General features: G+C 38.5%; 17 protein-coding genes and 1 riboswitch. Of the genes, 4 read left to right on the top strand and 13 right to left on the bottom strand.

Annotated features, from left to right (window positions below; all coding sequences use genetic code 11):
- Positions 1-148 precede the first annotated feature (148 nt).
- From BLP46_RS03585 to BLP46_RS12970, 9 genes are all read right to left on the bottom strand, one after another.
- Positions 149-1,426: an aspartate aminotransferase type Ic gene (locus tag BLP46_RS03585; RefSeq protein WP_092975742.1), complete on the bottom strand. Its 1,278-nt coding sequence runs from the start codon at positions 1,424-1,426 to the stop codon at positions 149-151.
- A 182-nt stretch (positions 1,427-1,608) separates the two neighbouring features.
- Complete coding sequence (locus BLP46_RS03580; protein WP_092975739.1) at positions 1,609-2,409, bottom strand: CpsD/CapB family tyrosine-protein kinase; 801 nt, start codon at positions 2,407-2,409, stop codon at positions 1,609-1,611.
- Positions 2,410-2,415: 6 nt separating this feature from the next.
- Entirely contained in the window at positions 2,416-3,129 is a 714-nt protein-coding gene (locus tag BLP46_RS03575) for a YveK family protein (protein ID WP_167669167.1), read from the bottom strand.
- A 299-nt stretch (positions 3,130-3,428) separates the two neighbouring features.
- Positions 3,429-4,664 (bottom strand): sodium ion-translocating decarboxylase subunit beta, encoded by a 1,236-nt coding sequence (locus tag BLP46_RS03570; RefSeq protein WP_092975733.1) that lies wholly within the window; start codon positions 4,662-4,664, stop codon positions 3,429-3,431.
- A gap of 20 nt (positions 4,665-4,684) precedes the next feature.
- On the bottom strand, positions 4,685-5,128 hold the full coding sequence (locus BLP46_RS03565) for an OadG family transporter subunit (protein ID WP_092975730.1): 444 nt from the start codon (positions 5,126-5,128) through the stop codon (positions 4,685-4,687).
- Between the two features lie 148 nt (positions 5,129-5,276).
- Positions 5,277-6,755, bottom strand: a complete 1,479-nt coding sequence (gene spoIVA / locus BLP46_RS03560; protein ID WP_092975727.1) for a stage IV sporulation protein A — start codon at positions 6,753-6,755, stop codon at positions 5,277-5,279.
- A gap of 12 nt (positions 6,756-6,767) precedes the next feature.
- On the bottom strand, positions 6,768-8,297 hold the full coding sequence (locus BLP46_RS03555; protein ID WP_092975724.1) for a DUF3794 and LysM peptidoglycan-binding domain-containing protein: 1,530 nt from the start codon (positions 8,295-8,297) through the stop codon (positions 6,768-6,770).
- A gap of 185 nt (positions 8,298-8,482) precedes the next feature.
- Positions 8,483-8,572, bottom strand: a complete 90-nt coding sequence (gene spoVM / locus BLP46_RS12975; protein ID WP_167669166.1) for a stage V sporulation protein SpoVM — start codon at positions 8,570-8,572, stop codon at positions 8,483-8,485.
- Between the two features lie 2 nt (positions 8,573-8,574).
- Positions 8,575-8,718 (bottom strand): hypothetical protein, encoded by a 144-nt coding sequence (locus BLP46_RS12970; protein WP_167669165.1) that lies wholly within the window; start codon positions 8,716-8,718, stop codon positions 8,575-8,577.
- Between the two features lie 301 nt (positions 8,719-9,019).
- Between BLP46_RS12970 and BLP46_RS03550 the strand changes: the two genes are divergently transcribed.
- On the top strand, positions 9,020-9,976 hold the full coding sequence (locus tag BLP46_RS03550) for an RluA family pseudouridine synthase (RefSeq protein ID WP_092975721.1): 957 nt from the start codon (positions 9,020-9,022) through the stop codon (positions 9,974-9,976).
- A 409-nt stretch (positions 9,977-10,385) separates the two neighbouring features.
- Here the strand turns inward: BLP46_RS03550 and BLP46_RS03545 are convergent, their stop codons facing one another.
- Positions 10,386-11,792: an MATE family efflux transporter gene (locus tag BLP46_RS03545; RefSeq protein WP_173312357.1), complete on the bottom strand. Its 1,407-nt coding sequence runs from the start codon at positions 11,790-11,792 to the stop codon at positions 10,386-10,388.
- Between the two features lie 408 nt (positions 11,793-12,200).
- Between BLP46_RS03545 and BLP46_RS03540 the strand changes: the two genes are divergently transcribed.
- A complete protein-coding gene (locus BLP46_RS03540) occupies positions 12,201-12,407 on the top strand; it encodes a hypothetical protein (protein WP_092975717.1) in 207 nt (68 codons plus the stop codon).
- Positions 12,407-12,703 (top strand): sigma-70 family RNA polymerase sigma factor, encoded by a 297-nt coding sequence (locus BLP46_RS03535; protein WP_092975714.1) that lies wholly within the window; start codon positions 12,407-12,409, stop codon positions 12,701-12,703. The genes BLP46_RS03540 and BLP46_RS03535 overlap by 1 nt, the downstream gene beginning before the upstream one ends.
- Positions 12,704-12,841: 138 nt before the next feature.
- Here the strand turns inward: BLP46_RS03535 and BLP46_RS03530 are convergent, their stop codons facing one another.
- Positions 12,842-13,171, bottom strand: coding sequence for a cupin domain-containing protein (locus tag BLP46_RS03530; protein WP_092975711.1), 330 nt, complete (start codon positions 13,169-13,171; stop codon positions 12,842-12,844).
- A 12-nt stretch (positions 13,172-13,183) separates the two neighbouring features.
- Positions 13,184-13,675 carry a GNAT family N-acetyltransferase gene (locus BLP46_RS03525; protein WP_143000440.1) on the bottom strand — a complete coding sequence of 164 codons (492 nt, stop codon included), beginning with the start codon at positions 13,673-13,675 and terminating at the stop codon, positions 13,184-13,186.
- A gap of 109 nt (positions 13,676-13,784) precedes the next feature.
- A riboswitch (SAM riboswitch) is annotated at positions 13,785-13,880 on the top strand.
- 62 nt (positions 13,881-13,942) lie between these two features.
- On the opposite strand from BLP46_RS03525, the gene metK reads away from it, so the two are divergent.
- Positions 13,943-15,124 carry a methionine adenosyltransferase gene (metK, locus tag BLP46_RS03520; RefSeq protein ID WP_143000439.1) on the top strand — a complete coding sequence of 394 codons (1,182 nt, stop codon included), beginning with the start codon at positions 13,943-13,945 and terminating at the stop codon, positions 15,122-15,124.
- Between the two features lie 160 nt (positions 15,125-15,284).
- On the opposite strand, the gene BLP46_RS03515 is transcribed toward metK, so the two are convergent.
- On the bottom strand, positions 15,285-15,422 hold the full coding sequence (locus BLP46_RS03515; RefSeq protein ID WP_318259455.1) for a hypothetical protein: 138 nt from the start codon (positions 15,420-15,422) through the stop codon (positions 15,285-15,287).
- Positions 15,423-15,472 lie beyond the last annotated feature (50 nt).

Here is a 15,472-nt window from a genome sequence, read left to right as displayed (position 1 = left end):
AAAAAAACAACTCTGTTACAATGTATAGGTACAGACATAACAGAGTTATTATAAAATTTTTTTGCAAAAAAGTCAATGGAAACACAAATATTTGATAAAAAAATATTTAACTTTATCAAATATTGTGAATTTTTGATGTAAACTATACTCAGCCAAGCAACTTTTCACAAGCAGCCAGTTTGGTGCAGATACAAAATACATCCATTGCCGTCTGAAGCTCATCATTAGGTGGGAATGAAGGAGCAATTCTGATATTTTTGTCCTCAGGGTCTTTACCAAGCGGATATGTTGCGCCTGCCCCTGTTAAAATCAAACCTGCTTTCTTGCAAAGTGAAACTACTCTCTTTGCTGTTCCTGAAAGTACGTCAACACTTACAAAATAGCCGCCGTTTGGATTTGTCCATTCGCCTACTCCTGTTGGTGTAAGCTCTTTATCAAGTGTATTTAAAACAATTTCAAACTTAGGTTTGAGAACTTTTTTGTGAAGCTGCATATGCTTTAATACACCGTCATAATTTTTAAAATATTTTACATGACGAAGCATATTGAGCTTGTCATAACTGATAATCTCATAATTATATCTTTCGGCAAAAACATTCATATTTGCATCAGAAGCAGCCATTGCAGCTACGCCTGCACCCGGGAATGTAATTTTTGATGTTGAGCAAAACAATATTGGCATATCTTCGTTGCCTGCTTTAACACATTCATCATAAATGTTAAGCAGTGAATCAGGAGTATCGCTGATATCATGAATGCAGTATGCATTATCCCACATAATTCTGAAATCCTTAGCGGCAGGTTTCAGTGCAGCAAAACGTTTTACAGTATCGTCACTGTACGTAATGCCCTGAGGATTGGAATATTTCGGCACACACCAAATACCCTTGATAGAATCATCATTTTCAACAAGCTTTTCAACTATATCCATATCCGGACCGTTTGATGTCATTGGAACAGGAATCATCTCAAAACCATAGTACTCTGTTATTCCAAAGTGGCGGTCATAACCGGGAACAGGACACAGAAACTTTCTGTTTTTAACTTCATACCACGGCTTACAGCCATCAACAACCGATTTTGTCATCATACATGATATTGTATCAAACATCATATTAAGACTGGAACTTCCGCCGACCATAACATTATTATAGTCAACTCCAAGCATTTCACCAAAAAGTTTGCGGCATTCTTCTATTCCCTTTAAAATACCGTAATTGCGGCAATCCATACCGTCTGCGCCAACAAAATCCGAACTGCTGTTTACTACATCAAGAAGACCGAGTGATAAATCAAGCTGTTCTTTGCCCGGCTTACCTCTTGCCATATTAAGATTTAATCCCTTGCTCTTAACATCTTCAAATTGTTTTACCAAAGAAGAATATTCTTTTTCAAGTTCTTGTTTGCTGCAATTCAAATAACTCATTTTTGCTATCCCCTTAATTTATAATTGCAAAATTACTTTTAATACCATAATATATTCTACTACTCAGCAAGCATAAATGCAAGTCTTTTTTGCTAATCCTGCATTTTTTGTGTAAAAAAACAGACTTGCTAAGATTATAATAATAAAACTTAGTAAGTCTGTTGTCATTCTGATGTTCAGAATTAATAATACTGATAATAGTAATAGCCTCTGCCCTTTTTACGCTTGCTGACATCGCAGCCTACTTTTACCATACCGAGGACTTTTGAATCGGCAAGTTTAATACTGTCGAGTAACTCACGAATATCACCGTGGGTAGTGGAACCTTCTCTGATTACGATTACAAACCCGGCAATCAAATCCTTAAGTAACAACGCATCTGATACAACACCGATAGGAGGCGTATCAAGAATTATATAATCATACTCGTCAGTAAGACGCTTTATCATATTGACAAATCGCGGTGAACATAAAAGCTCAGATGGGTTTGGCGGAATTGTTCCTGAAGAAATAGCGTCAAGGTTTGGCAAAACATTACGGTGAACAGTGTCTTCAAAAGTTACCATATTACCGATAATATTAGAAAGTCCCGTTTTGTTGTCAACATTAAAAATATTATGAACGTTAGGACGGCGCAAGTCGCAATCAACCAAAAGCACACGTTTTTCAAGCTTAGAGAATGAAATTGCAACGTTTGCCGAAACGGTACTTTTACCTTCACCTTTAGAGTGACTGGTAACGGCAAAGACTTTTTTGTCATAAGCAGAAAGTGAAAACATTATATTTGTTCTTGCAAGCTTGTATGACTCAACAATCGCAAATTTGCTCTTATCAGATATTGCCATCGACGATGAGCCCGACTTAGATTGTTTTGACTTATCATGTTCCGAAGAACTGTGCTTTGAGGTCGTTTTATTGCTCGCATCTTGCTTGGACTTTTTATTCTGCTTTGATTTATCATTGTTAAATAATTTAATCTTCATACTTCATCACCTATTTTGCGGGTCAAAATTAGGAATCTCAGAGAATACAGGGAGATCGTACATCTGCTGGAGATCATCGTCAGGTTTAACTGTTGTATCAATAAGTTCAAGCAAAATAGAAATCAAACATGATGCAGCAAGACCGACAGCAAGTCCGATTAACATATTCTTAAAGTTATCCGGTCCGTAAGGTCCTGAAGGTACTTTAGCAGATCTGATTGTGCCTATTTGACCGTAATCAAAATGGTCATGGAATACTGTCTGAGCGGTTTCCGCAATATTGTTGGCAACTGTTGCACATTTTTCCGGATCCGTACCGTCAACGCTGATTGTTATGAAAAAGGTATCTTTTGTAACACTTATGTTAACCTGGCATCCGTCATAAAGAGCCGTTATTTCATCTGAATTCTGAAATAAGTTCACGCAAATGTTTGCAAGATTGGCAGAACCGCTGATATCGGAATTATAAATCTTTTGAGCCTGTTTATTGGAACCTTCGGAGACCTCTCCGTTTGCATTTATAGAATTCTGATTATTATCAGCATTACTCGCATTATAGTTCTGTATATAAATCATTGCCGAGGTAACATACATCGGCGTAATTACAATCTTTGAATACAAAAAAAACAAAAGTCCTACGACTAAGGTTGACAGGATTATAAATTTTAATCTCTGCAAAAGGACATTGAGGATTTTCTGTATTGAAATATTTTTTGCCATAAGCGGCACTCCTTCAATTACAATACTCAGCATTGCGCCAATAACACAAAATACAGCAACAACAATTAAAATAATTTTTAAGTCCATGATACTTTTCCATGATTAATTTATATTATTTTGGAATTTGCATATTATTTATTTTTATTATAATATAATAAAATTTATAAATAATTACAAATAAGAATTATTAATAAAATAGTGTAGGTAAATCACAGAAAAGATTGTCATAATCGCAACTAAAAAACAAAACAATACAAAAGGGAAGCAAAATGCTTCCCTAAAAAGCTTGTCAATAATTATTATACAACGTTCAAAAGAACACCTGCTGCAACAGCAGAACCGATTACACCGGCAACATTAGGACCCATAGCGTGCATTAATAAGAAGTTACCCGGGTTTTCCTGCTGACCAACCCTTTGTGATACACGCGCTGCCATCGGAACCGCAGATACACCTGCAGAACCGATAAGAGGATTAACCTTTCCTCCTGAAAGTTTATACATAATCTTACCAAAGATTACGCCAAACGCAGTACCCATACAGAATGCAAACAAACCGAGTATGATAATTTTAATTGTGCTTAATGTCAGGAAGTTCTGACCTGATGCTGTTGCACCAACGGTTGTGCCCAAGAAAATTGTGATGATGTTCATCAACTCATTTTGAGCAGCCTTAGCTATTCTGTCAACAACGCCCGATTCCTTAAACAGATTTCCAAGCATAAGCATACCTACAAGCGGTGCTGCGTCAGGAAGGAAGATTGCAATAAGAATAACTACGATAACAGGGAACATAATTTTCTCAAGCTTTGAAACAGGACGAAGCTGCTCCATTACTACCGAACGTTCCTTCTTTGTTGTGAGTGCCTTCATAATAGGCGGCTGAATAATCGGAACAAGCGCCATATAAGAATAAGCGGCAATTGCTATTGAACCGAGAAGGTGCGGAGCCAATTTTGTGGTTACATAAATTGCAGTAGGACCGTCTGCACCGCCGATGATACCGATTGCACCTGACTCTGCAGGAGTAAATCCAAGGAAGATAGCACCGAAAAATGTGATAAAAATACCAATCTGTGCAGCAGCACCGAGGATAAGGCTCTTTGGATTTGCAATCAGCGGACCAAAGTCTGTCATACATCCTATGCCAAGGAATATAAGCGGAGGATAAATTCCGAGCTTTACACCTTGATAAAGATAATAAAGTAAACCGCCGTAAGTCGGATTTTCGGCATAAGTAACGCCGTCAATTACCGTCTTTGCATGACTTGCAAAATCAATATTCTGCGCCGCACATTGTTGCTCTGTCAAAAGTTCAACAGACGGAGCAGCCATAATTGCAGGATAAAGGTTTACAAGTAACATACCAAATGCTATCGGCAGAAGCAAAAGAGGCTCATACTGCTTTTTGATTGCAAGATAAAGCAATACGATTGATACGCCTATCATAACATAGTTCTGCCAGTTAAGTGAACACAATCCGGAGCTTAAAAACAAGCCCTGTATTGCTTCGACAAAGCCATTAATAATTTGCATAATTCCGCTTCCTCTCTTCCTTAAAACGGACGGGTGTTTTCAAGCACACCTGCGTTAGCCCACGCCGAACGTTCTGTATCTGACTTCTTTATGCTTTTCACTCTCACGCCCTGAGAGGAGCCGTACATTGTAGACACCGCAGCCGAGATAACAGCAACAACCTCATCGGATATTCCGCTGTCAACGCTCGGTGCTTTGGCAACAACTTTTGCAGGCTGCACGGGAGCCGATGATGTTTTTGGAACTTCGCTGCTTTCTTTCAGCTTTTTCTTTTTGCGGTTTTCGGCAGCTCCCTGAGCCTTTTCTATAATAAGACCGTAAAGCTTTATTATAAGAATTAGCAACAGAAGTACGGCAAAAACCACCACAAAGCCTGTAAGAATAACCTTTGCCGATTCAATACCCTTTTCAGACAATGAAAGGTCGGCAGAAGTTACGAACGAAGCTAAATTGGAAATATTCATAAAACAACCCCCATATTTGTTATTACATACGTGTTTATTATACGTTATTATGCGTTTTTTTTCAATAACAAATATGGGGTGAAAATTATTTCGGTGAAATAACCAAATTTTATTAAGTTACAAATTGACAGTTTGTAAAAAATTCTAACTACAATATTATGCAGATTAATCCGTTACAACCGTCGTTTATTATTTTCTCTATCGTCTCTCCTATCTTTCTGCGTGCGTCGGCGGGCATTCTGTAAAGTTTATTGTGCAATCCCTCATTCACCAATTCGTGAACCGACTTACCGAAAATGTTGCTTTCCCATATTTTTTCCGGATTTTCTTCAAACTCCTTAAGCAAATATGAAACCAGTTCCTGTGATTGCTGTTCCGAACCCACAATAGGCGTAACTTCCGTCTGGGTTTCAACTTTCATCATATGGATAGACGGAGCGCTTGCTTTTAACTTTATTCCGTACTTACCGCTCTGCTTTATTATCTGAGGCTCCTCAAGCGACAGTTCTTCGATTGTCGGCATAACGATTCCGTATCCTGTTTCTTTCACCTGTTCATATGCCTGGGCAATCTTGTCAAACTCTTTTTGCTTCTGAGACAAATCGCTTATGCACTTGAGCAACGCACATTCATCGCTGATATCAAGGTCTGTCTGTTCCGACAAAATTTTATAAAACAGGCTTGGGTCAATCGTCACCGAAATTGTTGCAAACCCTCTGCCCAAATCAAGGTTCTTAAGTCTGACGTAGTTAACATATTCACATTCGGAAATTTCTCTGAGCGTTTGCTGAACCTCTCGAATTTTCTCAACCTTTTTTGCGGAATTCTTAATGCAGTCAAATACAGATGATTTGAGCCAATGGTCTTTTTTGAGCTGAACCACCCATTTTGGAATATCAACCTTTATTTCACGAATCGGAAATTCAAACAAAAGCTGTGCAAGTATTCTCTTTATCTCATTTTCTGAAAGCTCCATACAGCTGACAGGCAAAACCGGAACCTCATACTGTTTTGACATCTGCTCCGCAAGCTCAAGCGTACGTTCGCTCTCAGGCTCCATTGAATTTAAAAGTATGATAAAGGGCTTGTTTATAGCCTTAAGTTCATTTACTACCCTCTGCTCGCTCTCAACATAATCATCTCTCGGAATCTCTGAGAATGAGCCGTCCGTTGTTATTACAAGCCCGATTGTGGAATGGTCGGTTATAACCTTTTTTGTGCCGATTTCGGCAGCGTCGTCAAACGGTATTTCAGTATCGGACCACGGCGTTTTTACCATTCTGGGCATATCTTCTTCATTGTAGCCTATTGCGCTGTCAACAATATACCCTACACAATCTATCATTCTCACCTTGAATGTTGCGTTATTGCCAAGGTTTATTTCAACCGACTCTTCCGGGATAAACTTAGGCTCGGTCGTCATTATTGTTTTTCCCGCCGAAGACTGGGGTAATTCATCAACCGTGCGTCTGTAAATGCTTTCATCTTTAATATTCGGAAGCACAAGGGCGTCCATAAATCTTTTGATAAAGGTTGATTTACCCGTTCGTACAGGGCCGACAACTCCTATGTAGACATCGCCGTCGGTTCGCTGAGAAATGTCCTGATATACGTTTCTTTCCTCCATTATTATTCCTCCTTACACTCTTGGAATTAAAAGCATCTGGGAACTGTCGAGCACCATATCGTCGACCGAATTTTCCGACAAAAGCATATCAAGACGGGTGTTGTGTGATTTTGCAATGTTCCAAAGGCTTTCTCCGCTGCCTGCAAAATAAAGAGTCAGCGCACAGTTATCGGATACAATCGGTTTATCTTCAAAAATTTCAACATCGGATACCGCTTTTAAAGTTTCCTGCTTTATTGCGCAGGCTGTAATTTTAAGCTCACAGCGAATTTCGACGGTACTGTCGTCTGCAAGCCTAAAGCTCAGGCTTGCGGCACGAACCCGAAGAGATTTTAACATATTGCACTCACCGGCAGAATTTATCGGATGCTCATATTCTGACGACCTCTCAATGAAAACAGGAAAATTATCTTCGTTTAGCGCAAGCATACAAATATTAATTTTTCCCATAACTTTAACTCCGTCCTCGGTAGTCTGGCAATCGGTGCTCACAACATCGGCATAAATATCAAGAACTTTTGATATTTTTCCGTCATCAACTTTAATTGATAACTTTTCCATACAACTTTCACTAACGGGAGTTACTTCGCTTTGAAATCTCAGCTGTTCAAACTGAGGACTTGACGCAAAATGCACGGAATATGCGTCAGCCACTACTTCTTCATCATTGATGATATATCCTTCCTCGGTTACGCACAATTTAATATCGAGCACCACAGCGGGTTTTTCGGAAAGCATATCGTTTTTTAGGCGAATATCGTAAGACATAACCTCGCAGCTTACACAGTTTATTGTATCTTCATCAATTCCCTCACAGTCTATTATCTGATTAAACGGGAGCAAATAATCAATTTTTCCCGTTTCGCCGGACTCAACGTCAGAGAGATAAAACATCTTAAGATTAATTTCGCCGTTAACCATAAGTTTGCCGGTTACGGCTTTGGTATCGGTTATACTTACATCTACATTTGAATAAAGCACTGTCTCAATCGGCGGCTTGTCAGCAACCGAGATTTCCTCACACACATTGAACTGTTCCTGACAAAACGACTTTAGGTCGGCACAGCGCACGGTCATCTTTAATGCCTCAAGATCATCGTCGGCTTTTGAATATATTCCCGTAGTATTACAGGAGAATACCTTTGCATACAGCGAAAAAGCCCCGTGCATAACAAGACGTCGGGGACTTAAAGCCCTGCAATTTATGTATTCAGGCTTTGTCTTTGTAACAATGACAGGATTATCGGGGGTTTCTTTTACCGAAAAGCTCTGCGAAAAATTCACACTCTGTTCGCAGCAGCGTATGGTTTTGTTTATGCTCTCAACATAAAGCACGGTAACTACGCAATAGCCGTCAACCTGAAGCTGACCTCCCGAAAGTGATTTTGACTGAATTTTTGGCGTCAGCGTGCATTTTAAAATTTTTTCAATATCCGGACAATAATCGGGTAATGTCAAATCCACATCTGCAAGCTGTTCGGCAACCGTATCAAGCACTGTTACAGGGGTGCAGAATGAACGGTTATCCTGATTAAACTCCATATTTATCTCTCCTTTGATTTTTATATTTAAATATATTATTCCTCTAATTAATTTATGACTGAATTCTTAATTACGGAATATTCAATCAAAGCAGGTAGGTACGTTTTTATATATCCATATATCTGTATATCAAATACTGTAAAAACAAATATCGGGCTGCCCATTAAGACAACCCGAAAGCATAATTAATTATTTTTAACTTCTTTTTTAATTCCATAGATTTTACGCAATATAGGTCCGATTATTTTTGGGTTTTCGATAAGTACAACTTTCATAATTACCTCCGAATACATGAAATACTGACTATTACAAGTGTGGCGGCGGCTATAATAAGTACCCACTCTGTCGGCAAAACCGTTGCTATCAGCATACCAAGTCCGAACGCAACCGCCCATTTAATTTTGTTTGTGTAGCAATTCACCGTATCACCACCCATTATCAGTCTATACACTTAATAGAATTGTGTGAAGAAAACAACTTGAATTTTAATGCCGTTTGATATAAGATTAATATGTTTAGATAAAAGTAACGCTTTGCCCGCAAAGAGCAGAGCCTGCGATTAATTACAACCGGTGCAAAAATGCGTCTGCTCCTCAGGTTTCGGTGAGAAATTATAATCCGACTGAAATGCCCATACAACACCCGACGCTTTAAGGTCGGAGAACATTTGCACTTAGGTGTTATATATTGTATAGACAAAAAAACAAAGCGGGGTACAAATCTTGAGAACACTTGAAATAAATAAAAACGACGCCGGTCAAAGGCTTGATAAATTTTTGCAAAAGCGTTTTAAAACTCTGCCAAAATCACTGATGTATAAATACATCAGAAAAAAGTGCATTAAAGTCAACGGTAAAAAATGTGAGATTCAAACAATGCTTAATGAGGGCGATGTGCTGACTTTCTATATTAAAGACGAATTTTTTGAAAACGCACAGCCAAAGACTTATGAATTTATGAAAGCTCCCGCAAAATTTGACATTGTGTACGAAGACAAAAACATAATTTTGATAGACAAAAAGCCCGGAATCATAGTTCATCAGGACAAAAGCTATCATTTTGATTCACTTGTTGCAAGGGTACAGCACTATCTGTATGACAAGGGAGAATACAATCCGGAAGAGGACAAGTCGTTTTCACCCGCACTTGTAAACAGAATCGACCGAAATACGGGAGGAATTGTAATAGCAGCAAAGAATGCCGAAAGCCTGCGCATACTCAATCAAAAGATGAAAACCAGGGAACTCGAGAAATTTTATCTGTGTTTGTTATACGGCAAGCCGAAAAAAGACAATGACATACTAAAAGGTTATATAACCAAAAACGAAGCCAAAAACAAAGTTTCCGTATTTAAAAAAGAAGTTGAGGGTTCAAAAGAAATCCGTACAAAATACAAAATTTTGGACTTTAACGGAAAATACAGTCTGGCAGAAATTGAACTTCTTACGGGAAGAACGCATCAGATTAGGGCACATATGGCTTCAATCGGTCATCCACTTGTCGGAGACACAAAATACAGCAACAAAAAAGCACCTGACGGTTTTAAGTATCAGGCACTTTACAGCTATAAGATAAAATTTAATTTTACCGAGGCGGCAGGAAACTTAGAATATCTTAACGGAAAAGAATTTGAAGTTAAAAGGGTTTGGTTTGCAAAGAATAATCATATTTCTTTATGAGAAATATCTAAATTCACGCATTTCAAATTAACCCAAATTTATCACAAGTAAATAATAGTAAAAAGCAAAACAGACCGCCAAATGACGGTCTGTTTTGCAATTGTGTGTTTTATGAAAATGAATGTTTCAAAAACGAAGCATTGCATTTTTCCTAAATAAATAACAAACGGACATAAAATCCCATTCATTGACCTAATTATACAATTAAAAAACGACGTTTTCAAGGTCAAAACGTCCAATTTGTCTTTAATAGACAGGCAAAACGACACTTTGTACAATATTTTTTAAAAAAGTTTGTGCAACATTTTCTTCAAAATTTTAAAATACTTAAATTATAATTCTAAAATGCAAATTTAAATAGCAAAAGACACAAAATCAGATTTCAAATTTTCTACTCTTTTGTACTTAATTAAGACTTAAGCGGAGCAATTTTCTGCTTTCGTATGCGCTTCATAAGTATTAAAGACACTGCAAATGCACACAATTCTCCTATCGGGAATGATATCCAAATCAAGCTTTCGGCATTTGAAACAAAAGTTAGTGCATATGCAAGCGGCAAAGGCACGGCTATCAATCTTACTATTGACAAAACAAGTGAGCTTACACCGTTGCCCAAAGCCTGGAAGATTCCCTGAAATGCAATGTTTGCACCTACAAAAAGATACCCCAGTGTTACAATGCGAACGGCAATAAGACACAGTTCACGGGTTTTGTCAGACAAAGTAAAGACAGAAAGAATCGGATTTGCAAGAACCTGAAGTAACACTGCGCCTGCAAGCATAATAATCAGAGTATATATCATTCCATACTTAATTCCGTCATTGATTCTCTTTTTGTTTCTTCTGCCGTAATTAAATGCAATAATCGGTATCATAGCGTTATTCATACCAAAAGCCGCAAAAAATACAAACTGCTGTATTTTATAGTATATGCCGTATGCCGTTACGGCTTCGGTTGAAACAAGGGCAAAAATTACGTTTACGCCGTAAGTCATAAACGACATTAAAGCCTGCATTATAATTGCCGGCACACCAACACGATAAATTTGCCCTATTATTGTAAGCTCGGGTTTAATGTATTTAAGACTTGTTGAAAATTCCTTTGAATTATACTTATGATGAAATATTGCGTCAAGAATAAACGAAACAAACTGACCGATAACCGTCGCATATGCCGCGCCCTCAATTCCCATTTGCGGACAACCGCACAGACCGAATATCATTATCGGGTCAAGAATAATGTTGGTTATTGCTCCCGATATTTGGGCAATCGTAGACTGCATTGTTTTTCCTGTTGCCTGCAAGAGTTTTTCGTATGTCATATACATACTCACGCCAAGTGAACCTACGGTGCATATTCGCAGATAGGAAACCCCCATTTCTATTATCACAGGGTCGCTCGTCTGCGATTTTATATATGCATTGACACCAAAAAAGCCAAACAACAAGAACAAAACAAACATACAAAGTCCAAGAAAAATTGAGTTGCCGGCTATCTTCCCTGCCTTTTCCCTGTCACCCTCTCCAAGACTGCGTGACAGAATAGCATTTATTCCCACTCCTGTACCAACGCCTATGGCAACCATTAGCATCTGTACAGGAAATGCAAGCGTCAGGGCGTTAACCGCAAGGTCACTCAAATTGGAAATTCCATCGGTTGACGGCATACAACTGACAAAGTAACTGTCAACGATATTATAAACCGCTTGAAGTGCCATCGAAATAATCATCGGCAATCCCATAGTCAACGTTAGCTTTTTGACGTCGGCGATTCCCATAATATTTATTTGTTCAAAATTCTTCGCTGCATCTTCCATAATAACCTCCTGTTTTTGCACAAAAAAAGTGCAGCTATGAAAGCAATCCGGATTTATGCTTTCATAGCTACACGATTTGATACTATTATACAACAAACGCAAAATTTTTGTAATAGTCAAACTGACGAATTTTAATTAAATTCTAAACTTGTGCATTTTAAATTTCGACCTAAAAACTCCTTTGATTAACAAAAATACAGATAAAAAAGAAAAGTCCGTACAATAGGACAATGCATAGTTTTATGCAATTTATCGAACGTTTGTTCTTGATGTTCGAACAAAAATACATTATAATTAAATCAGGCAGTAAAAATTAAGCCTTTTAGTGAACCAACATCACTAAAGAAACGATTTTGCCCCACTCGTTTCATAGAATGAATAACAATCTTACAAGAGGAAGGAATGTTAATGAACTATTTTGAATGGTCGCAGGAATACTATGACACGGCAGAAAAAATCGCTGATATTATTGAAAGGCTTAAATTAAGACGAAAATCCGCCGTTCTTTCGGAGAAAAAAGAGCTTGATTTAAGAATTACAAATTACAAGGTAATATATAATGAATGTATGCAAATTGCCAACCATCTTTTGCAAAGGCATAAAGGAGTTGCTTAATGAGAACCGAAGTGGTACATTTTACAAGCAAAAACACAAATAAAATTTTATTTATGAAGCATATTGCAAACGGCTCAACAAACGAGCAAAGCCGAAATAAGATGAAAAAAATTCTTTCCAAGGCAATTTCCAGTGAACTCACCGATTTGCAAAAGCATTGCATTGTCGAGCACTACCTCAATGGAAAAACAGGCAAAGAGATTGCAAAGGAACTCGGTGTAAACGCTTCAACGGTATCACGACACATCAACGCAGCAAGAAAGAAGCTGAGAAATATTGCTTCATATTATATGTAACACTATAAAATAAGATAATAAACAAAAGACTTTCGCTAATGTGCGGTTAACAGATAACACACAAAGGCGAAAGTCTTTTTTAATCAGAACAATGATTTAACTTGATTGCAAAGAGCAGAGCTTATGTAAGATTTCAAATTATTGCTCTGGCACAACGGCGAAGAACACCAAGTCCTCATCGCTGTCGTTTATAAGGCTGTGCGAATGTCCCTTCGGGCAATAATGACACATTCCCTGTTCTACCGTTTCATATTCACCGTCATAAAGAACCTTGCCTTTTCCTTTTAAGAAATATATTATTTCGCTGTTGGTTTCGTGGGTGTGAAGTCCTATTGTTGCTCCGCTGACTAAAACGCCGTGCAAAATACGATTTTTACCGTCAAAATGCATTTTTGCGGAGATGTATTTTTCGCCGCCTTTGAAATTATCAATCGTTACAGCTTCTCCGTTTTTTAAATCAAATACCATATAATTATCTCCTTACAAATTGTGATAGTACAGACAAATATCCTCATAATGTCCGTCTTTCATCAAAAAGCCTTTCGGTACAACACCAATCATAACAAAGCCAAGACTTTCATACAACTTTCGTGCAGTTGTATTTGTGCTTACAACAGCATTGAACTGTAATATTTTGAACCCGTAATTTGCACCCATTCTAAGACAATCCTCAACAAGCATTCTGCCTATTTTTTGTCCTCTGAATTTTGAACTTACGGCATAACTTGCATTTGCAATATGTCCGCACCGTCCGATATTGTTTGGGTGCAAAATATAAAGCCCGGCAATTTCTCCGCTTTCGTCATCCTCGGCAACGCCGTAGTAAGTCTGAGAAGAAAAGAATTCTTCCCCTGTTTTATCGTCAAGAATCTCAAGCTGCGGAAATGCAATACCGTCATCCACGACCTCATTCCAAATACAATTCATCTGTTCAATATCTTTTTGTTCGTATTTTCTTATAACAATACTCACTTTAGACACCTCGTTTTACAGCTATTTTACCACAAGTAAAGAATTTTTTCAATTTTCTATTGTAATTTATAAAAATATAGTATATAATAGCCTTGTAAAAATAAATACTATCTTATCAAGAGTGACTGAGGGAACAGGCCCTATGAAGTCCGGCAACCTGCGAATGCAAGGTGCTAAATCCTGCGGTTTTACCGAAAGATGAGTAATTTGAACGCCTTTCGGTTGAAAGGCGTTAATTTTTTGCTAAATTTAAGGAGGTACAAAATTATGGCAAAGCACTTTTTCACTTCAGAATCCGTAACAGAAGGACATCCTGACAAAGTATGCGACCAAATTTCAGATGCAATTCTTGACAACATTCTTGAACAAGACAAGAATGCCCACGTTGCCTGCGAAACCACGGCTACAACCGGAATGATTCACATTATGGGTGAGATTTCTACTACCTGCTATTCTGACGTTGCTCAGATTGCAAGAAATGTAATAAACGAGATTGGTTATGACAATGCAGACTGCTGCTTTGACGGCTCAACCTGCGCTGTTCTTACTTCTATTGACCAGCAGTCGCCTGATATTGCTATGGGCGTTAACGAAAGTTATGAGCTTAAAGACGGTGAAAACGATGTTAACAACCAAATCGGTGCGGGCGACCAGGGTATGATGTTTGGATATGCCTGCGACGAAACTCCCGAGCTTATGCCGCTGCCGATTTCACTTGCACACAAACTTGCAAAGCAGCTTACCAAGGTAAGAAAGGACGGCGCACTTGATTATCTTCGCCCCGACGGCAAGACACAGGTTACCGTTGAATATGACGGCGACACAGCCGTAAGAGTTGACACGGTGGTTGTATCAACACAGCATAGCGAAAAGGTAACTCTTGAGCAAATCAGAAAAGATATTATTGAGAATGTAATTAAACCAATCATTCCAAGCAATCTTTTTGACAATGACACTAAGATTTTTGTTAATCCGACAGGCAGATTTGTAATCGGCGGACCTGCTGCTGACTCAGGACTTACAGGCAGAAAGATTATTGTTGACACCTACGGCGGATTCTCACGTCACGGCGGCGGTGCATTCAGCGGCAAAGACCCGACAAAGGTTGACAGAAGTGCTGCATACTATGCACGTTATATTGCAAAGAATATTGTTGCCGCAAAACTTGCCAAAAAATGTGAAATTCAGCTTGCATATGCAATCGGCGTTGCAAAGCCTGTGTCAATTATGGTTGACAGCTTCGGCACCTCGGAATATGACGACGATAAACTTGCAAAAGCAGTTGAAAAGGTATTTGACTGCCGTCCAAATTCGATTATAGAACAGTTAAAACTTAAAGAAACAAAATATCAGCCTCTTGCAGCCTACGGTCATATGGGCAGAGAAGAGCTCGGAGTTCGCTGGGAAGACACCGACAAGGTTGAAGAACTTATAAACGCAATTAAATAATTCATTTTAAGAAAATAAATTTGCATACAAAAGGCGCTGTGAAGAAACGAAGCTAAAAGCTTCCGACTTCACAGCGCCCTCTTTTTTGCAGCAGTTATGCGGAAAAATGTTGAAAAAGCCGCACGTTTCCCCTTACCCCAAAGGAACAGCTCTTTGAATATCACGCAGCCTTTTGGAGTCTGTTTTGCTTGTTATAGAATTTGTGGAGGTTAAACCCGATAGAAACCAGATAAATCTCCAGTTTAACCCTTTGCTGACCTTTTCGCACCATTCGTTTGTACCAACGGTCATACTTGATGACGCCAAAGGTGCCTTCGGCTTGTATCGAGCGGTTCGTTCGCAGCAGTG

This window comes from Ruminococcus sp. YE282 (assembly GCA_900101355.1).
In the GTDB taxonomy this organism is placed as follows: Bacteria; Bacillota; Clostridia; order Oscillospirales; family Acutalibacteraceae; genus Ruminococcoides; species Ruminococcoides bromii_A.
The sequence above is the reverse complement of the archived record's forward strand: the minus strand, read 5'-3'. Positions and strand labels throughout refer to the sequence as shown.